The following is a 17,547-nucleotide window of genomic DNA, read 5'->3' as shown; positions in this document are numbered from 1 at the left end:
CTCCCCCTGTCTCCTCCTCCCCCCACTCGCTTTGCGTTTCTTCATTTTCGCACGCGGCAGCAAACCTTGAACCCCTTGCTTTTGATAACGCTTGTAAGCCGAACCGCCCCAATCACTGAGAGAATGACTCATAGCACCGAGTTCCAGCCCCAAAAATAGTGCTAAAAATTCGCTCTTGTAATTCGTGAGCGATCGCCCTACATTTTCACTTATATCTTGCCAATTCAAAGTTATATTTCCCAGCTTTGCACCAACCACCAAGCCGAAAATTGACAAAACAAACAGCAAAGTCGTTAAATAAAGCACCCGCAGCGTTGTCCCGATTATGGGACCGTGAGAGAAAAAAGAACGATGCCGCAAACGTTTTTGATAAGGTAGCCAAATCCAGCGCAACCAACCCCAGCGCTGAAATTGACGCGAGTAAATATCTAAATCGGGACCAAACATCAAACCACCGAACATAAACCCACCAGCAACCAATAGAGTTAGGTTGCCGTTGCGAGTTTGCCAGAAGGCGATCGCAACCACAAACGGTAAAGCCCATAAAGTAATGCGATCGTGCGTCCGTCCAGAGGGCATAGGGATTTTGGATTTTGGATGAGAAAATCCGCAAAATATTTCTCAAAAATACTAGCGCGATTTGGAATAGTTTGCTATATTATATAAATGTGAGTCAAAACGGGCGGTTAGCTCAGTTGGTAGAGCGCCTGCCTTACAAGCAGGACGTCATCAGTTCGAGTCTGGTACTGCCCATTTTTAATTTTGTTGAAATGATAAAAAGCATCAAGTCACCTTGATGCTTTTTTTGTATCATTACATGATTTTGGCTTGGTACTGTTGGTTTTGAAAATCGGCATTTTCAGACAATTTTAAAAGACAGCGCATCTTTAATGTGTGAGTGCTGCGGACTTATTTGCGTATGTATTAGTATTTAAAACCATAGCAGGTTTGTGGCTTTTTGGTTTTGTCGCAAATTTTCGTCCTTATTCTTATTGCTTCGTATCTGGTTCGTTAGCTTTGTCATTTTATTTTTACTTCTTATCGTTATTATTTTTATCACCACCTCCTCTGGTGTCAGGTGGGGTTTTTCTGGGTGATCGGATTCCACCATTTTCGGTTTTTGTGGGTTTGCCGTTGTTGGGTGGTTTTAGATTGAAGTTCTTTTCATTATTTGCCATGATTCTGCTCCCTGATGTTTTTTCAACTTGAATAGATGACGATAATTGTTCTGAAAAATAGCCCATTGAAGAAATTAGGACTTACGCATTGACAAAAACCTGATTATTTAAAGTGTCCTATTTGTCTGCAAAGGTAAGTTAAGCTGAAAAAGCTTTCCTTCTTTGTTGTTAGTAGGTGTCAGCCAAATCAAATTATGCACTTTGGGCAAAGTTCTTTGGCTGATATCTTGCACCATTCTCATTAGGCATCTTTGGAAAATAATTGTGCGTTACGCAAAATACTTGTAGAGACGCGTTCGCAGAGTGTGCCGATAAAGCAAATTTTGCGTCTCTACATTCTTTTTCACCAGATGTCTATTAGGCATCGTAACCCGCCTGGGATTGAAAATCCCAGTCTAATAGCACAAGTCCATTAAAATGGACTGAGCGTCAAAAATGTTAGTCATCTTTTAGATGACTTTGGCTATTAGACAACGGTTGTAAACCGTTGTCTGGAGTTATGCATACACGGTAGCACCGCAAGGGGGGAGGGGGGTTGGGGGTGCCGTTCTTGTACCTCACGTATAGTGAGAAACCCTATATACAGCATATTTCAGGTTTCGGAGGTACATGCATAAAACCCAAAACCCGCTCTGAGACGCTCGGTCCGGAACGTCTCTACGTGTATTCAATAAAAACGCAATCTGCTGTAAGTCCGAGAAATAATTTATCTTTTAATTTCCTCACAAATATCAGTAGGAGCATTTGGATTAGTTTTGAGATAGTCTCTCAACCAACTGCATCCACGATCCATAAATTTATCCAAGCTTAAATTCTCTACATTCCAAAGCAATGCTGTATTGTCATCACTACCAGTAACAAGCTTTTTATTATCACGGCTGAACTTAAGTGAGTTTACACTATTGCTATGTCCAAGGAGCGTATTAATTAACGTACCGTCACGATTCCAAATCTTTACTGTCTGATCATCACTAGCTGTAGCAATCATTTGACCGTTGGGACTGAAGTCTAAACCCGAAATGCCAGCTGTATGACCTTTCAAAATTTTTAAAAGACCACCATCTCTATTCCACAATTTGACAGTATTATCTTCACTAGAAGTAGCAATCATTTGACTATCAGGGCTGAAACTGATGCTATAAACTGATGCTGGATTATGTGCCTTCCAGTTATGCAAAAGAGTTGCGTTTAGGTTCCAAAGTTGCACTGTTCCATCTCTACCAGCAGAGCCAATAATGTTACCATCAGAGCTAAAACTGACGCTGGAAATGTTTGTAATATTTCCTTTGAGAGTCCTTAAAAATTTTCCTTCTCGGCTCCAAAGGTTCACACTTCCGTCTAGGCTACTACTGGCAATTATCTTACCATTCAGACTGAAACTGATGTCTGTAACAGAATCTTTATGCCCTGAAAGTGTTTTAATATCCTTTCCCTGCAAGTTCCATAATCTTACGGTTTTATCGTTACCACCACTTGCAATCATTTGACTATCAGGACTGAAACTAACGCTAGCAATTGGTAAAGTATGTCCTGTGAGAGTTTTGAGTTCTTGTCCTTGCAAGTTCCACAGTTTTACCGTTGCGTCACCACTACCAGTTGCCATCTTCGTGCCATCTTTGTTTATGTCAACACTATAGATTGCGTCACTATGTCCAGTAAAAGTAGTTAGCCAGTCATTCACTCGCCAAAGTTTAACCGTTTTGTCATAGCTGCTAGATGCAAGAATTTTGCCATCATTGTTGAAACTAACGCTATTGACTAAACCTTGATGTCCCTGTAAGGTTTGTAAAAGTAAACCATCTCGACTACGCCATAGTTTCACTGTCTTATCCCAACTAGCAGTAGCAATAATTTGACCATTAGGGCTGAACTTTATATCTCTGACGTTGTTTAAATGCCCTTTAAGAGTGACTTTTTTCTTAGTTTTTAAATTCCAAAGAATGGCAGTATTATCGCTACTGGCAGAGGCAAGAGTTTTACCGTCAGGACTAAAACTAACATTAAATACTGGTTGAGTGTGTCCATTAAAGGTATCAATCAATTTACCTTGAGAATCCCACAGTTTTACTATATTGTCGTCACTACCCGTAGCAATCTTTCCATCACGATTAAAACTGACGCTGTAGACTTCTTCATCGTGAGCTTTCCATGTCTTTAGTAAATTACCATTGAGATTCCAAAGCTTGATTGTCTTATCTTCTCCAGCGCTAGCAATCTTCTGACCATCAGGACTAAAACTAACACTCCAAAGTACACCAGTACGCTTTTCTAAAGTTCTCAAAAGCTTTCCTTGCCGATTCCAGAGTTTTGCAGTTCCATCTTGACTAGCAGTAGCAATCGCTTGACCGTCGGGACTGAAACTAACATCTACAACTGGTTGAGTGTGTCCGCTCAAGGTTAAGAGTTCCCTGCCATCTGCACTCCAAAGTTTTGCAGTATTATCAAAGCTTGCAGTGGCAATTGTTTTACCATCAGGGCTAAATCTAACTTTCTGAACAAAGTCTTGGTGTTTTTCTAAAATATTGCTTTCTCTAACCCCATAAGCTGCATTACTAACTACTTCCATGACTTTAGCCTTCAGCTTTGGGTCGTTTCTATACCAAATAGAGTGCTTTAACTGTCTTCCAGCTTTTAAGGCATCTATTAAGGCATCAAAGGAACTTCGATTTAAGGTAAATTTTGCGTTTGAGGATGATGTTAATGCTAGTATTTGACCTTCATCTGCTGCTCTCCATTGAAATCCTGCAAAGATTGCGAATCCCGTGATACAGATAAAAGATGCGATCGCTAGTCGAGTTATTTGCTTTTGAACTTTAATCTTTTCTCTAGTTCTTGCTACTTCAAATTCTGCTTTTGCTGCTGCTGCTTCAGTTTCCAATCGTTGCCGAATATCGCGCTGTTCTACCTCTTGGCTAGTGGCTAAAAATTGATAATCCAAATCTGTTAAATTTTGCATTGCGACCCAAGCTTGAGCATCTCGTAGCGCTTGTCCCCGCAATAAGCGTGACTCATCCTGACGGTGTGAGGCTACCCAGGCATTGAGTAATTGAGCATAAGGACGCAGTTTTGCAAGTTGGCGATCGCACCACTCTTGATTAAATACTTCCTTATATATGCGGTTATAAATTCGCAGCTTACCATCACGCTTCACTACCAATCCTGTCAACCGCAGTTCAGTTTGTTCGGCACTGTCATCAGCTACTATTTCTTCTTGCTGCAAATGCTGACACAATCCTAACAACCTACCGCTACGCTGTTCATTACTGTAGAGTATCCTATTTATAATTGTTTTCAAATGCTCTGGTTCATCCTGCGTTTCCCAATTTTCAATAATGCGCTTTCTGACTAAATCACCAATCCCCAATTCGTATTTCCCAGTCTTCACCAACTTACAAACTTTTTGTGTCAAAAACGGCTGTCCTCCTGTCCAGTACAGCACTGCTTCCATCAATGTTTGCGGATTTCCTACCGTCACTAATCCCCGCGCTAACGGTTGCACTTCCTCAAGCTGGAAACCAGTTAAATCAATTGCTCTACCAATATTAAAAGGTGTCCGTTTCTTATCTTGAATTAAATCTGAAGGTGTAGACACTCCCAATATTGCAAAAGTAAGACGCCGATAAGCGGGGTTGTCTGCTCGACGGTTATAGCAGTCGCGGATTACCGCAAAAAAATCATCAGGATTAAATCCAAGGCTGAGAATACTATCAATTTCGTCAACAAAAATAACAATATTTGTAACAACTAATTTCAACAGTACTTCATCAAGAAACTTATTCAACTTTTGAACTGATGATAATAAATGGTTATCAGTCCACCATGTATCTAAATCAAAAGTGGTGTAAAGATTGAAGCTACCAATTAGTGTATCGATTACGCCAGCATACCACTGTTCAGGTGTAATATCTGCCGTCCCAATCGAGGTAATATCAATTACTGCACAAGCAATTTCTTCTTGTTGTAACTGTTGCATTACCTGCACGCGCAAGCTAGATTTCCCCATTTGCCGAGAGAGAGTTGAGAACATAACAAAACTCTCCCGCTTTCAAGTGCTTGTAAAGGTCTTCATCAGCTTGTCGTCGGACATAGGTGAGAGACTCAATTGGTAAACTACCCCCAACTTGATATTCATAACCGGAAGCTGATTCTCGCGTCATCTGTTCTCCTCAAGGAGGAATGAAAATTTTTCCGAATTTTCTCAACCACCATTCAATTGACAATTTTAATTTAGGGTATTTTCAGACACGCTAATGTTAATTTTTACTTACAACACCCTAGAAGGGTGTCGCGTTGTGCGTACAAAGCCTGCGAAGGCAGGCTATGAAAATTTTAGCCTGCGAAGGCAGGCTTCGTTCGTGTAGCCCCAGGCTTCCAGCCTGAGGGCGTATATTTGCGCTAACTGACATTAAAATTAGGGAAAGTTCACGCTTGTTATCACCCCATTATGCAGACACCATAAGCAACAGGAAAAAGTCATGCAAAACCTTTATGAAACCGACTTCTACGCTTGGACTAAAAAACAAGCTAACCTGCTTCGTCATCAGCAATGGAATCAGCTTGATTTGTCCAATTTAATCGAGGAAATTGAATCTTTAGGTAAACAGCAACGTGCTGAACTGCGAAATCGTTGGAGTGTCTTAATTGCACATTTACTAAAATGGGAATATCAACTCGAAAAACGAAGTCGTAGTTGGTTAAATACAATTCGCATCCAGCGTCTAGATACTTGGGAATTACTTGCAGAAAATCCTAGTCTCAAACCTTATCTGCAAGAAGTTCTCCAAAAAGCTTATATCAAAGCAATTGTATTAGCTTCTGGAGAAACAAATTTACCGATGAAAACATTTCCCCAAGATTGTCCTTACACAGTGGAGGATATATTAAACGATCACTTTTTTCCAGGTACAAGAGCCACAGATGAGATAATGGAATAATAGCGATCGCACTCGTGCAATATTGAACAGAGAGAAAATTTATGAATACATCACAAGACCTACGACAATTTGCACCAGCAACTGAACGCAACCGTGAAGTTATCCTAGAAATACTTTTACAAATATTACCTGCAAGTGGCACTATCTTAGAAATAGCCAGCGGTACTGGGGAACATGCTGTATATTTTGCTCCATACCTAAAACCTCGTAAATGGCTACCAACCGATCCTAATCCGCGATCGCGATCTAGTATTGCTGCCTGGATAGCACATTCACCATCTGATAATCTTTATCCACCAATAGATTTAGATGCGAGTACGTCAGTTTGGACTATACCAGATACCACCGCAATTACAGCTATAGTCAACATCAATATGATTCACATTTCTCCTTGGGGAGCGTGTTTGGGATTAATGGCTCTAAGCGATCGCATCTTACCACCGGGCGGCATCCTTTATTTATATGGTCCCTTCAAACAAAACGGAAAACATACCTCACCAAGTAATGCAGCTTTTGACAATTCTTTACGCGCACAAAACCCAAACTGGGGTGTGCGTGATTTGGATGACGTTGTAGAAGCGGCAAAAGCACGAAATCTTAACTTGATAAATACTTACCAAATGCCAGCGAATAATCTTTCCGTAGTCTTTCAACATGCTGAATAATGGAGGTTAGCGGACTCGAACCGCTGACATCCTGCTTGCAAAGCAGGCGCTCTACCAACTGAGCTAAACCCCCATCAAATAAAATTGCTATCTTTATTTTAACATATATTGTTTTTTTCCGAAAGGGGGACAAACAAACAAATGATATTAGTTGTAACATTTTATAAATTTGTGAGCTTGCCAGATTTTGCTGAAAAAGAAAGCATTCTGCTGTCTTACTGTCAAGCACAATCCGTTAAGGGAACAATTCTGCTAGCAAAAGAAGGCATTAACGGTACAATTGCGGGTTCACGTGACAGCGTTGAGTCAGTTTTATCGTTTCTGCGTTGCGATCGCCTTTTGGCAGACTTAGAACATAAAGAATCAATTACTGACACACCGCCATTTGAGCGGATGAAAGTGCGCTTAAAGCCAGAAATTGTCACTTTGGGTTTGCCAGAAGTTGATCCAAATCAGCAAGTGGGCACTTATATTAGTCCTCAGGATTGGAATGACCTAATTAGCGATCCTGAAGTCACCGTGATTGATACTCGCAACGATTATGAAGTAAATATCGGTACATTCCAGAAGGCGCAAAATCCGCAAACTGAAACATTCCGGCAATTTCCCGATTATGTCCGCGACAACCTCGACCCCGCAAAACACAAAAAGGTGGCATTATTTTGTACTGGGGGAATTCGTTGCGAAAAAGCTTCTTCTTTCTTGCTTGCTCAAGGCTTTGAGCAAGTATATCATCTCAAGGGTGGCATTCTCAAGTATTTAGAAGAAGTCGAAAGCGAAGAAAGCTTGTGGGAGGGGGAATGTTTTGTTTTTGATGAACGAGTTGCTGTCCGTCACAACTTGGAACAAGCAGCTTACGAAAGGTGTCCCAACTGTGGAAATCCAATTTCTGACGAAGATAAAGCTTCACCAAAATATGAATTAGGCATTTCTTGCTCACACTGTTTTCATAGCCTCACTGAGGATAAAAGATTACGGTTGCAGCAGAAGCAGCGACAGTTAGAATTAGCTAAAAAGAGGACTATGGAAGCTTTAACGCCAAAGTCAAACCATCAGCGATCGGTACAAGGCTAAGAGTAATTCGGGAGTCTTGATGTAGCTTTTTATTTAAGGCGCGAATCGTCTTGGTTCTGTTGTCTTGGACTTCGGCATCGGCGACGCGCCCTGACCATAGTACATTATCGATGGCTATCAATCCACCCACGCGCACTAATTGTAATGCTCGTTCATAATAGCCATCGTAGCTGGTTTTGTCTGCATCGATGAAAGCAAAATCAAAAGTTTCGGCTTCTCCATTTGCCAGCAATCGATCTAAAGTATCCATTGCGGGAGCGATGTGCAAGTCAATTTTATCTGCCACACCTGCTTTTAGCCAATAACGGCGTGCGATCGCAGTATACTCTTCACTGACATCACAGGCGACAACTTTACCCGATGGTGGTAACGCCAATGCAACTATCAGCGAACTATAACCCGTAAATACTCCTACTTCTAAAGTCTTCTTTGCACCCATCAACTGCACCAGCAAAGCCATAAATTGTCCCTGTTCGGGAGAAATTTGCATGACTGAAAGTGGGTGCTGGTTTGTTTCTTGCCGTAGTTGCTGTAAAATTTCTGGCTCTCGCAGAGATACTGAGTGCAAGTAGTCATAAATATGTTGTTCTAGTCCGAGTGTTTGTTTTCCCATGTTTATGCGATCGCTTTTCCTTACACTTTACAGAATTTCACTGCCTCCTGTACACCCCAAGCGATCAATGAAAAAAACGAGCGTTGCATATTTAAGCGATGATGAATGCAATAGACATCGCTTAAATATGCTTATTATCCGTTGCCCGAAACCCTTGTAGAGACGCGATTTATCGCGTCTCTACATTTTATCGCGTCTCTACATTTTATCGCGTCTCTACATTTTATTTCGTTCGTAGTGAGGACTTTAGTACTCATCTTCTAACAAAAGGACTTCAGTCCTTACTACGTAGCTTTACAGAAAAGCTGTAATAACTTCCATAACAACTCTTAGTTTTTCTCAAAAAGAGACTCTGATATTCATTATACATTTATGATTTCTTTAACTTAACTTACTTATTTGATTATTTCTTAAGGATATAAAAGTAATGTCATCTTTGGTCATCAAAAAATGATATTTAGAAAGAGTATTTTTTTCCTAATAACTACAGCGGCAATGCTAACAACATCAACTATAGCAATGGCTGATTCATTAATTAATAACGGTGGAGGTGGGGATTATAAATATCAACTTTGGCGAACTACTGATAACACTCAATATTACATCAAAATCTGGAGTCGCAAATCAGATCCAAATAGCGCACCTTTACATATTACCCGTAGTTATCCATCTAGTCGTGAAGCACTGGATGATTTCGATTGTAATTACGCTAAGAAGTCTTTAGCATCTTGCCCACGTTGATCAAAATTAAATATATAGCAGTGAAAGACAATATCCCCAACAACTTTTACCAAGTCGGGGATATTAAACTGTACACAGCGTCAAGCGTATATTTTTACATCTATCTAAATAGATATTTAAATAATTAATTTTAATCACAAGCCCTTTGTAAATTGATACATATTATTGTATATGGCAAAAAAGCATTGATTGTATGTAAATTCGTCAGAAGGACGGCAGGATTGTGATTGTTAAGAGACATTTTTATCTTGAGTTAAATCTAATTAGTTTCTAAAATAAGTAAAATAACATACAAAACATTCGTCACTTTGGGAGTATGATGAGCCGTCCAATAATTCTTGGCATCGTTGGTGATAGTGCAGCAGGTAAGACAACACTGACTAAAGGAATAGCTCAGGTACTAGGAACCGAGAATGTCACGATCATCTGTACAGATGATTACCACCGTTACGATCGCACACAACGAGCTTCTCTTGGTATCACAGCTTTACACCCTGACTGCAACTATCTTGATATAATGCAGCATCACCTGTCTCAGCTAAGAACAGGACAACCAATCCTCAAACCAATTTACAGCCACAAAACCGGCACCTTTGAAGCACCAATATATATCAAGCCTGCTAAATTCGTGATTATTGAGGGATTGCTTGGTTATTCAACTCGTGGTGCCAGAGATTGCTATGATGTAAAAGCTTACTTAGCACCTCCAGAATCCCTACGTGCTCAGTGGAAAGTCAAGCGGGATACCCAAAAGCGTGGCTACACTGAAGAACAAGTGCTGGCAGAATTAGAAAAGCGTGAACCAGATTCAGAGCAGTTTATCCGTCCCCAGCGGCAATGGTCTGATATAGTGGTAAGCTTCTATCAGCCTAGTGAAGATGAAGCACAAGCAAATGGAAACTTGAATGTGCGCTTGGTACTGCGTCCGACAATTCCCCATCCCGATTTTACTGAGATTATTAAATCCACCAATGGTAATTCCAACTCAGCGATTCGTTTAGGACTAGATCGAGATATGGGTAAACCTGTCGATGTTTTAGAAGTTGATGGTCATGCAACCTTGGAACAAGTTAATAAATTAGAGCAGCTAATTTGTTCTGATATGCCACACTTAAAAAATATATGCGATCGCGAAAGCAATCCAGAGTTGGGTAAAATAGCTGGTACAACTGGAGAAACACTCCAAAGTTACCCGCTTGCTCTTACCCAGTTGCTGATTACTTACCATATGCTCAAAGCAACCCAAATTCACCAGTAATCAACGCTTCGATATGAAGCTAGTATTTTGATCACCAGAGAAAATTGACCAAAATTAAAGATTTTGTCAATTTAGCATGGTTTGGAGAATAAACAAGAGATAACTAGAGATAGGTTCATCTATCTCCAGTATATTCTCAATATGACCTACTGCCTCAGAGTTGCCGATATACCAACTAGTGAACGTCCCAGAGAGCGGTTAATGGCACATGGAGCGAAAATTTTAGCCACAGCTGAGTTAATCGCAATTTTACTCGGCACTGGTCAAGGACCGGGAAAACTATCAGCAATCGGTTTGGGGCAATATATTCTACATGAATTGGCAAAGTGCGATCGCGATCCTTTAGCAGTATTGCGAGACGTTACCCCCGCTGAGTTAATGCAAATACCTGGTATTGGTCCTGCGAAGGCAACAACCATATTAGCAGCAATTGAATTGGGTAAACGAGCTTTTCAATCTCGCCCTTTAGATCGTACACCAATTGATAGTCCAGTTGCCGCAGCCGCAGCTTTGAGTCAAGATTTAATGTGGCAAAATCAAGAACGTTTTGCAGTACTTTTGTTAGATGTGAAGAATTGTTTACTGGGGACGCAAGTTATTACCATCGGTACTGCCACTGAAACTTTAGCACCTCCCCGCGAGATTTTTCGCGAAGTCATTCGTCATGGGGCAACACGGGTGATAGTAGCGCATAATCATCCTTCTGGTAATGTTGAACCTAGTCAGGCTGATATCGACTTGACACGCAAGTTATTAGCCGCAGCACAGTTTTTAGACATTCCCTTGTTAGATCATCTCATATTAGGCGATGGCAATCACCAAAGTCTGCGGGAAATTACAGCTTTGTGGGACGACTATCCCCAGGGTGATTGATCCTAGGCAAGGGGTAGGGGAACAGGCATAATATTTTATGCCTTTAACGTTTATTTTTGCATATGATGAAAATTTGGGCGTTGCTGATTTTAACTATGAATTTGTTTCACTCAAAGACGCACCAGAATAAGAGTTTTAATTATAAGCTTTTTGAATTTCATACCTCAATTCAGCAACATCGTCGTGTTAGGACTATTACCGCTTGACGACAAATGATTGTCAAACCACAGCTAACTCTCGATATTCTAGGAGTATACATTCTCCAACCTGGAAACAGCAGAGGGTAATACTATGTCTTACAGCGATTTTACTTTAGCGAAAGTTATCAAAGAGTTTGAATTGAAAATTACTGATAATTATCGCATGTATTCGGGGATTCATGAGGTGGAGTCGAGTAATCTACTCACACAAACTATCGAAGAAAATATTCCCTTGGCAATTGCCAGTAATACAGAAAAAGCTCGTTCAGAAATGATTATTTCTCCAATTTTAATTGAAGTGAGGAAACAACAAAATAATCAAATTTCTTTATTTTCGGGAATTGATTTTAGTATAGATAATGAACGAGGTTTAAATGGTAATTGCGATTTTATTATTAGTCGTTCCCCAGAACTATTCATATTAACTGCTCCTGTAATTATCATCGTCGAGGCAAAGAAGGAAAATATTAATGGTGGTTTAGGGCAGTGTGTTGCGGAGATGTTAGCAGCAAGAATTTTTAATGAAAGGGAAGGTAATGATATTTCTACTATTTATGGAACTGTCACATCGGGTACAAATTGGCGTTTTTTGAAATTGGAAGCAGATATTGTCAAAATTGATTTGGATGAGTACTATTTAAGCGACATCAAGAAAATATTAGGAATTTTAGCAAGTTCAATTCGAGATTAAAACTAAAAAGCAGATAGGTAATACATTCACACCAATACAAATCGAAGGAGATTTACTCACACCATACATGACTTCTCTGTTAACAACAGGTAGTTTCTAAGGGCAAAAGTCAGAAGAGTTTGGATTAACAAAAACCGATAAATTAGCCGATGAAATCGCGATCGCATGGAACGATGCTAATTGGTATTAATTATCCATAAAGAAAGCGATAGAAGGAAAATATCTACACCATCTCAAACTCTAACTCATGACTCTTAACAAAATCATGAGTTAAATGATCCACCACATTAGTATCACTCAATTCTAAATTATAAAAATCGACAAACTCATGCTCAAAATATGGCCCTGCGTGCCAAGTTCCCACCTCTAACTTAATGAAACAATTTCCCGGAATGCGGAAAGCTGCAATCTCATCTAAAGCTGGTTCATCAATATTATTATCAGGAGGACAAACCGCAATTAACCAATCCTTTCCTGACAAAGAACCCAAACATTGAGTGCATTGCATATGACGAGTAATTTTATCAAACTTCCGCCCTCGGCGTTGCAACCGCATAATATAAAAGCGGGGAATTCCATTTTCCAAGTTTAACACGGCATCTTCAGTATCGTAAGCTTTTCCGTCCTGACTCGCAAAAATAACTTGTCCATAACGACGAAAATTTTCTGGTGTTACCCATTCTGCCTGCAATTGTTGTACTGTATTTGCTGTACTCATATCAAAATTAAGTATGAATAGTCAAAGCTTTTTCCAATATCATACTTCACACTTTGGTTTATATTTCAGTTTCCAGTTCTTTAGGAATAAGATACTTGGGAATAATTGAAGCTTGTTTTTCTCGATCGCTCGGTTTTGTATACCACCAAGCCCAAGCTATTAAAACCGCTTGTAAGGGCAGTCTTATCGCTTGCAGTAAGTTTGAATCTGGTACATGGTCAATTTTGATGTGATTGACCGCCATGTTAATATTAGCTGGGTAAACCGCAATAAAAAGAGCAATTAATCCCCAAGCAGCAGGTTCACTTAAAGGTGGAACCAATAAACCAATACCACCTAATATTTCATAAAAACCACTCAGATAAACTAATCCTAAAGGATTGGGGAGTTGCGGGGGTACAATTCTCACATATTGCTCGGCAACGGTAAAGTGGGTGATTCCGACTATGATGATAGCTACTGCAAGAATCACACGTAAAAGTTCTTTGTTCTTTTTTATGTATTGCATTTGAGTATATGTTTGATCTGACTCTTTCAGTTTCCTTAGTGTATATCACAATAGACATCTCCATAAATGAACTATGCGTTGCCCAAACCCTTGTATAGACGTTAAATTTAACGTCTATACATTATTTTTCAAATAGGTTGTCTGATGTCTTCAGTCAAGAGTGGGAAAATTCGCGAATGCGATCGCTGATTTTGACCTCGATCATCTTTGACATTGATTAACTAACAGAACTATTATCTCACGGCTAGTGTATGGCGGTATTGAATCGGTTCTCATCGTTGGTGCAATTATCATCATCAAATATCTTTTCATATTATTTACGCCAAAATCCGCGCATTTTATTAGTCCTTGATACTATTCAAGTCAACTTTAGGAATAGCTTCGAGATTGCGAACCGCAGGCAATTGTTCCAAAATAGCAATGATCCCAGTCCGATTAGTTGCTAAACTGGAATTGCTAATCACGTCTATGACATTTGTGTCAATAATTTCTTCAATCAAAGTTTTAATTTGTGGCTTAATTATTTTATTTAAATTCACTCTCACTTCCTCGGCTAATTTCTTCAAATTACCATCAACAAGAGCTTGCTCAACGAGAGTAATAGAATCTTCTAAAGTAACGACAATTTGTTTATCAAAGCAATGGCAAATAACTTTACTAGGACGTACCCCAAGTTGAGCATTATAGAAAGAACCGATACGCTGTGATATTTCTCGTTCTAATTGTCCAATAGTTGGTCTCACCATAAATAATTTATTGATTTTAAATAACTCTCTTGAAAGAAGATATTTTTTTGATTAATGATGTATTTGTTATAAATTCAGATAAATAATCAAAATTTTACCCTCTTATGTTTGCCATTGAGTTAATTCAAGTCTCAGTCACACTGAGATAACCTACACTTTGTAGATTTCAAAATTATTGGATTATTGAAGTCGTTGTTTAGTAGATGCCCATTTGTTTGCAATATTAACTATGAATACTATTCATCAAGCTTGATTGCAAAATATGAACATAACAATATCATGGAAGGCTAGGATAACCTTTTGCCTCCCCCAATAGACACATCTGAGAAAATAAGGAAAAAGGAAGAAGACAAAATTTACTTTTTATCTTTTACCTTTTTTATCTAAACTATTGACTTACTTTGTACCAAACAAGCGATCGCCTGCATCTCCCAAACCCGGTATAATATAACCATGTTCATCCAAGTGGTCATCAATGGCTGCCGTATACAAAGGCACATCAGGATGTACCGCACAAAAATGCTCAATGCCTTCTGGTGCAGCAAGTAAGCAGACAAACCTAATCGACATCGGATTAGTTGATTTGAGTCTTTCCACCGCTGCTACCGCTGAATTACCAGTAGCCAACATCGGATCGACCACCAGCATATCTCGCTTATCCACGTCATCGGGAACCTTAAAATAATACTCCACCGGAATCAACGTTTTTGGATCGCGATATAAACCAACATGTCCCACCCTCACCGATGGCATTAGCTCCAGCATTCCATCTAAAATCCCCTGTCCTGCCCGCATGATCGAAACTAGAACCAGTTTTTTTTCCGGTGCCAGTACTGGTGCATTCATTGGCGCTAATGGCGTTTTTATCAGTTCATATTTCAGCGGTAAATCCCGCGTTACTTCATAAGCCAACAACAAGCTAATTTCTTTCAGGAGGACGCGAAATTTTGCCGTACTAGTTTCAACTTTACGCATCAGCGTTAATTTATGCTGAATCAACGGATGGTCAATTAGAGTTACTTGTGCCATATTTTTTGAGAAAATTGAATATATAAAATAAGTAATAGCAATCCCTTATTTCCAAAGAAAGAGGGCTTTTCTTACTAGAGTTATTGTTTACCACAACTACAACTTTAGGTATCCATCCAGTCAGTCCCTTTTCTACCACTTCTTAAATTGAAGGAAGGTTTTGTTCAACATTCACCTTTTCTTATTCCCCAATATCACAAACCAACCTTTGAAACAAAGATACAGAAATAATAGTAGTCTTCACTAAAGTTTGAGCTTCCGTAAAATCAAAATCTCCAGTAATCAAAAAATCAGCATCCGCAGCCATAGCACAAGTCAAAAATTTGGCATCCTTCCTATCTCTAGTAAAATCAATCCCCACATTCACATTAATAATAGTCGGAAATGTATCGATAATTTCAAACCATTCGGCTTTGACTTCATCTGTCAACTTAAATTTTTTCCGATTCAAAACCTCCTTGTATTCTGCTAAAATTTCTGTCGATACAATCCACTCAAATTCGGAATTATCAATAATAAACTGTTGGGACTGTTCTTGGTTCTCTACCTCTAAGGACAGCAGAAGCTAAAACGTTTGTATCAATTATCACTTTCATTCGCCGCGACGGTAAGCTTCAATTTCGGCTGCAATTTCTTCTTCTGTAATCTCTTGTACTCCCGGAATTTCTTGTGTTTTATCAAATAATTTTTTTACTTTTTGACTAATTTCTGCTCTGGGATTCTCTTCTGCCAAAATAATGATTTCCACCCGTTGTCCTGATTTAAAAGGTAAACCTGATAAAACTACATTATTTGGGTCTTCTATAGTGATATATTTTTTGTAAGCATTCATAGTTATTCCTGATACCAATTTTGTTCTCAAGCGTTGCTTTCATAAACTATAGATAGCGATCGCTATCTTCAGAGACAAGTAACTACTTACAGTTAGAATACAGTCCCATCGCTTTCTATTTGTATAGGGGGGACACCACCTGTTCTGAGTTCTGCGGCAATTTTTCGTCCTGCTGTCCAAGTTCCACCTTGGAGGATTTTCACCAGTGGCAACTCTGAAGCACTCATACCCAACTTTTCCCGTACTGTAACAGCGATGCGATCTAACAAAATCACAGTCATTGCACGCCATTCAACTATAACTTCTGATGATACTAGATTCAGCGATCGCAAAAAGAGTGAATCTTTGACCCTGATAAGTCCCAAATCCAGACATAACCCCCCATTGCGATATTCTGGCAAACCAGTCAGCGCATCTAAATTAGTAATTTTTAAACCGAGTTCCTGTAATGGTTCCAACAAAGAGTAAGTAAGCCATTGAGACAGCTTATGAAATGGCACCAAACCATCATCAGCAACAGCGGGGTGAAACCAAACATCCCCCAAGTTAACTCCAGCAACTTCTACTCGTCCAGACCAAATATCACTGAGTCCTTCTAACACTGCATCGAAAACCGTTGTTGCCGCGATCGCCTGATTTTCAGATTTTCCCATTAAGTAATTTACCATATTTCCCGGACGCGGATTTACTTCGCCAAATAAATCAGGAGAAGATACTAAAGCTTGTCCTAATTTTTGCAACAACTTCAACCGTCCAGCAACCCCCACCAAAGGATTTTCGGCATTTACCTGAAACCCATCCGCCAATTCTTCTTCTGTTAAGAATTGCAACCTTCGAGCATCCGCTTGTAAAAGACTGCCTTCTTCACTCGAAAAAGCACCTTGACAAAACATCCGGAAACTAGCCACAGCCAAACCTTCACTCCGCCCAAAACCCAAATTAGTCTCCTGCTCATAATAACGCCAGCGGTTTCCCGCTCCCGCATCCAACAAAACACTAATAATCGCCAAATCAAACTTCGCCATCGCTTTTTGCAGCGGTGTCATTCCCACCAACATCTCATCCAACAGAGTTAAACGTTTTACACCAGAAGCCTCAAAATGTCGCCAACGACTGTGAAACGGAATATCCAAACTTGGGTACTCATCCCGCATCACCGAAATCACATAATCTGCTACCCTATCCAACTGCATCAAATCACAAGCAAAATTTGGCAACTTATCTTCAATCGCCAATACAAACAATTGCTCACAACGTTCCCGAATAGCGATCGGCGAACGAAGGTATGCAATCAACTCCTTCCCCTCTTGACTTGGCGTTCTTGGCATCTTGGCGGTTCGTATCTCCGTAAATAATGGGAGTGGGGGAATGGGGAGTGGGGAGTGGGGAGTGGGGAGTGGGGAGTTAGGAGTTAAGAGTGAGGAGTTAGGTAGAGACGTTCGAGTGGAACGTCTGTACGGGAGTTCTCCCCCTTGTCCCCCCTGTCC

General features: G+C 39.8%; 19 protein-coding genes and 2 tRNA genes. 8 read left to right on the top strand and 13 right to left on the bottom strand.

What is annotated here, in order from left to right; translation table 11 throughout:
- Nucleotides 1-579 (bottom strand): metal-binding protein (locus OGM63_RS15000; protein ID WP_263746386.1); only part of this gene is annotated, 579 nt, incomplete at its 3' end.
- A gap of 101 nt (nucleotides 580-680) precedes the next feature.
- Between OGM63_RS15000 and OGM63_RS14995 the strand changes: the two genes are divergently transcribed.
- Nucleotides 681-753, top strand: a tRNA-Val gene (locus OGM63_RS14995).
- A 278-nt stretch (nucleotides 754-1,031) separates the two neighbouring features.
- Here OGM63_RS14995 and OGM63_RS14990 read toward each other — a convergent pair.
- The 3 genes from OGM63_RS14990 to OGM63_RS14980 all read right to left on the bottom strand — a co-directional run bounded on the left by OGM63_RS14990 (nucleotide 1,032) and on the right by OGM63_RS14980 (nucleotide 5,335).
- Nucleotides 1,032-1,178, bottom strand: coding sequence for a hypothetical protein (locus OGM63_RS14990; RefSeq protein WP_263746385.1), 147 nt, complete (start codon nucleotides 1,176-1,178; stop codon nucleotides 1,032-1,034).
- Nucleotides 1,179-1,884: 706 nt separating this feature from the next.
- Complete coding sequence (locus OGM63_RS14985) at nucleotides 1,885-5,205, bottom strand: WD40 domain-containing protein (protein ID WP_263746384.1); 3,321 nt, start codon at nucleotides 5,203-5,205, stop codon at nucleotides 1,885-1,887.
- Nucleotides 5,168-5,335, bottom strand: a complete 168-nt coding sequence (locus OGM63_RS14980) for a hypothetical protein (RefSeq protein WP_263746382.1) — start codon at nucleotides 5,333-5,335, stop codon at nucleotides 5,168-5,170. The genes OGM63_RS14985 and OGM63_RS14980 overlap by 38 nt, the downstream gene beginning before the upstream one ends.
- 318 nt (nucleotides 5,336-5,653) lie before the next feature.
- Between OGM63_RS14980 and OGM63_RS14975 the strand changes: the two genes are divergently transcribed.
- Nucleotides 5,654-6,112 carry a DUF29 domain-containing protein gene (locus OGM63_RS14975; RefSeq protein WP_263746381.1) on the top strand — a complete coding sequence of 153 codons (459 nt, stop codon included), beginning with the start codon at nucleotides 5,654-5,656 and terminating at the stop codon, nucleotides 6,110-6,112.
- Between the two features lie 41 nt (nucleotides 6,113-6,153).
- Nucleotides 6,154-6,777 (top strand): DUF938 domain-containing protein, encoded by a 624-nt coding sequence (locus OGM63_RS14970; protein ID WP_263746380.1) that lies wholly within the window; start codon nucleotides 6,154-6,156, stop codon nucleotides 6,775-6,777.
- Here the strand turns inward: OGM63_RS14970 and OGM63_RS14965 are convergent.
- Nucleotides 6,778-6,850: transfer RNA gene (locus OGM63_RS14965), tRNA-Ala, on the bottom strand.
- Between the two features lie 68 nt (nucleotides 6,851-6,918).
- Here OGM63_RS14965 and trhO point away from each other — a divergent pair.
- Nucleotides 6,919-7,851 (top strand): oxygen-dependent tRNA uridine(34) hydroxylase TrhO, encoded by a 933-nt coding sequence (gene trhO, locus OGM63_RS14960; protein ID WP_263746379.1) that lies wholly within the window; start codon nucleotides 6,919-6,921, stop codon nucleotides 7,849-7,851.
- Here the strand turns inward: trhO and OGM63_RS14955 are convergent.
- Nucleotides 7,799-8,464: a class I SAM-dependent methyltransferase gene (locus OGM63_RS14955; protein ID WP_263746378.1), complete on the bottom strand. Its 666-nt coding sequence runs from the start codon at nucleotides 8,462-8,464 to the stop codon at nucleotides 7,799-7,801. The two genes, trhO and OGM63_RS14955, sit on opposite strands and share 53 nt — an antisense overlap.
- A gap of 495 nt (nucleotides 8,465-8,959) precedes the next feature.
- On the opposite strand from OGM63_RS14955, the gene OGM63_RS14950 reads away from it, so the two are divergent.
- From OGM63_RS14950 to OGM63_RS14935, 4 genes are all read left to right on the top strand, one after another.
- Nucleotides 8,960-9,205 carry a hypothetical protein gene (locus OGM63_RS14950; RefSeq protein ID WP_263746377.1) on the top strand — a complete coding sequence of 82 codons (246 nt, stop codon included), beginning with the start codon at nucleotides 8,960-8,962 and terminating at the stop codon, nucleotides 9,203-9,205.
- A gap of 316 nt (nucleotides 9,206-9,521) precedes the next feature.
- Nucleotides 9,522-10,463 carry a phosphoribulokinase gene (locus OGM63_RS14945; protein ID WP_263746376.1) on the top strand — a complete coding sequence of 314 codons (942 nt, stop codon included), beginning with the start codon at nucleotides 9,522-9,524 and terminating at the stop codon, nucleotides 10,461-10,463.
- Nucleotides 10,464-10,604: 141 nt separating this feature from the next.
- Nucleotides 10,605-11,336: a RadC family protein gene (gene radC, locus OGM63_RS14940; RefSeq protein ID WP_263746375.1), complete on the top strand. Its 732-nt coding sequence runs from the start codon at nucleotides 10,605-10,607 to the stop codon at nucleotides 11,334-11,336.
- A 291-nt stretch (nucleotides 11,337-11,627) separates the two neighbouring features.
- The gene (locus OGM63_RS14935; RefSeq protein ID WP_263746374.1) at nucleotides 11,628-12,227 is read left to right on the top strand and encodes a hypothetical protein; all 600 of its coding nucleotides are present in this window, start codon (nucleotides 11,628-11,630) and stop codon (nucleotides 12,225-12,227) included.
- Between the two features lie 223 nt (nucleotides 12,228-12,450).
- On the opposite strand, the gene OGM63_RS14930 is transcribed toward OGM63_RS14935, so the two are convergent.
- The 7 genes from OGM63_RS14930 to OGM63_RS14900 all read right to left on the bottom strand — a co-directional run bounded on the left by OGM63_RS14930 (nucleotide 12,451) and on the right by OGM63_RS14900 (nucleotide 17,388).
- Complete coding sequence (locus OGM63_RS14930) at nucleotides 12,451-12,945, bottom strand: ureidoglycolate lyase (protein ID WP_263746373.1); 495 nt, start codon at nucleotides 12,943-12,945, stop codon at nucleotides 12,451-12,453.
- 58 nt (nucleotides 12,946-13,003) lie between these two features.
- Entirely contained in the window at nucleotides 13,004-13,453 is a 450-nt protein-coding gene (locus tag OGM63_RS14925; RefSeq protein ID WP_263746372.1) for a DoxX family protein, read from the bottom strand.
- A gap of 341 nt (nucleotides 13,454-13,794) precedes the next feature.
- Complete coding sequence (locus OGM63_RS14920; RefSeq protein ID WP_263746371.1) at nucleotides 13,795-14,199, bottom strand: Na-translocating system protein MpsC family protein; 405 nt, start codon at nucleotides 14,197-14,199, stop codon at nucleotides 13,795-13,797.
- Nucleotides 14,200-14,595: 396 nt separating this feature from the next.
- Complete coding sequence (upp, locus tag OGM63_RS14915) at nucleotides 14,596-15,228, bottom strand: uracil phosphoribosyltransferase (RefSeq protein ID WP_263746370.1); 633 nt, start codon at nucleotides 15,226-15,228, stop codon at nucleotides 14,596-14,598.
- A 181-nt stretch (nucleotides 15,229-15,409) separates the two neighbouring features.
- On the bottom strand, nucleotides 15,410-15,742 hold the full coding sequence (locus OGM63_RS14910) for a putative toxin-antitoxin system toxin component, PIN family (RefSeq protein WP_263746388.1): 333 nt from the start codon (nucleotides 15,740-15,742) through the stop codon (nucleotides 15,410-15,412).
- A gap of 78 nt (nucleotides 15,743-15,820) precedes the next feature.
- Nucleotides 15,821-16,060 carry a hypothetical protein gene (locus OGM63_RS14905; protein WP_263746369.1) on the bottom strand — a complete coding sequence of 80 codons (240 nt, stop codon included), beginning with the start codon at nucleotides 16,058-16,060 and terminating at the stop codon, nucleotides 15,821-15,823.
- 92 nt (nucleotides 16,061-16,152) lie between these two features.
- Nucleotides 16,153-17,388 (bottom strand): URC4/urg3 family protein, encoded by a 1,236-nt coding sequence (locus OGM63_RS14900; protein WP_263746387.1) that lies wholly within the window; start codon nucleotides 17,386-17,388, stop codon nucleotides 16,153-16,155.
- Nucleotides 17,389-17,547: the final 159 nt, after the last annotated feature.

The sequence above is a fragment of the Plectonema radiosum NIES-515 genome, from assembly GCF_025753815.1.
In the GTDB taxonomy this organism is placed as follows: Bacteria; Cyanobacteriota; Cyanobacteriia; order Cyanobacteriales; family Nostocaceae; genus Hassallia; species Hassallia radiosum_A.
The sequence above is the reverse complement of the archived record's forward strand: the minus strand, read 5'-3'. Positions and strand labels throughout refer to the sequence as shown.

Bases quoted from the DNA above. Each gene is read 5' to 3' on its own strand.
- OGM63_RS14950 (WP_263746377.1), top strand. From the start codon at position 8,960: ATGCTAACAACATCAACTATAGCAATGGCTGATTCATTAATTAATAAC.
- radC (WP_263746375.1), top strand. From the start codon at position 10,605: ATGACCTACTGCCTCAGAGTTGCCGATATACCAACTAGTGAACGTCCC.
- OGM63_RS14980 (WP_263746382.1), bottom strand. From the start codon at position 5,335: ATGACGCGAGAATCAGCTTCCGGTTATGAATATCAAGTTGGGGGTAGT.
- OGM63_RS14905 (WP_263746369.1), bottom strand. From the start codon at position 16,060: ATGAATGCTTACAAAAAATATATCACTATAGAAGACCCAAATAATGTA.
- OGM63_RS14975 (WP_263746381.1), top strand. From the start codon at position 5,654: ATGCAAAACCTTTATGAAACCGACTTCTACGCTTGGACTAAAAAACAA.
- OGM63_RS14955 (WP_263746378.1), bottom strand. From the start codon at position 8,464: ATGGGAAAACAAACACTCGGACTAGAACAACATATTTATGACTACTTG.
- OGM63_RS14990 (WP_263746385.1), bottom strand. From the start codon at position 1,178: ATGGCAAATAATGAAAAGAACTTCAATCTAAAACCACCCAACAACGGC.
- trhO (WP_263746379.1), top strand. From the start codon at position 6,919: ATGATATTAGTTGTAACATTTTATAAATTTGTGAGCTTGCCAGATTTT.
- OGM63_RS14930 (WP_263746373.1), bottom strand. From the start codon at position 12,945: ATGAGTACAGCAAATACAGTACAACAATTGCAGGCAGAATGGGTAACA.
- OGM63_RS14920 (WP_263746371.1), bottom strand. From the start codon at position 14,199: ATGGTGAGACCAACTATTGGACAATTAGAACGAGAAATATCACAGCGT.
- OGM63_RS14900 (WP_263746387.1), bottom strand. From the start codon at position 17,388: ATGCCAAGAACGCCAAGTCAAGAGGGGAAGGAGTTGATTGCATACCTT.
- OGM63_RS14985 (WP_263746384.1), bottom strand. From the start codon at position 5,205: ATGTTCTCAACTCTCTCTCGGCAAATGGGGAAATCTAGCTTGCGCGTG.
- upp (WP_263746370.1), bottom strand. From the start codon at position 15,228: ATGGCACAAGTAACTCTAATTGACCATCCGTTGATTCAGCATAAATTA.
- OGM63_RS14935 (WP_263746374.1), top strand. From the start codon at position 11,628: ATGTCTTACAGCGATTTTACTTTAGCGAAAGTTATCAAAGAGTTTGAA.
- OGM63_RS14925 (WP_263746372.1), bottom strand. From the start codon at position 13,453: ATGCAATACATAAAAAAGAACAAAGAACTTTTACGTGTGATTCTTGCA.
- OGM63_RS14970 (WP_263746380.1), top strand. From the start codon at position 6,154: ATGAATACATCACAAGACCTACGACAATTTGCACCAGCAACTGAACGC.
- OGM63_RS14945 (WP_263746376.1), top strand. From the start codon at position 9,522: ATGATGAGCCGTCCAATAATTCTTGGCATCGTTGGTGATAGTGCAGCA.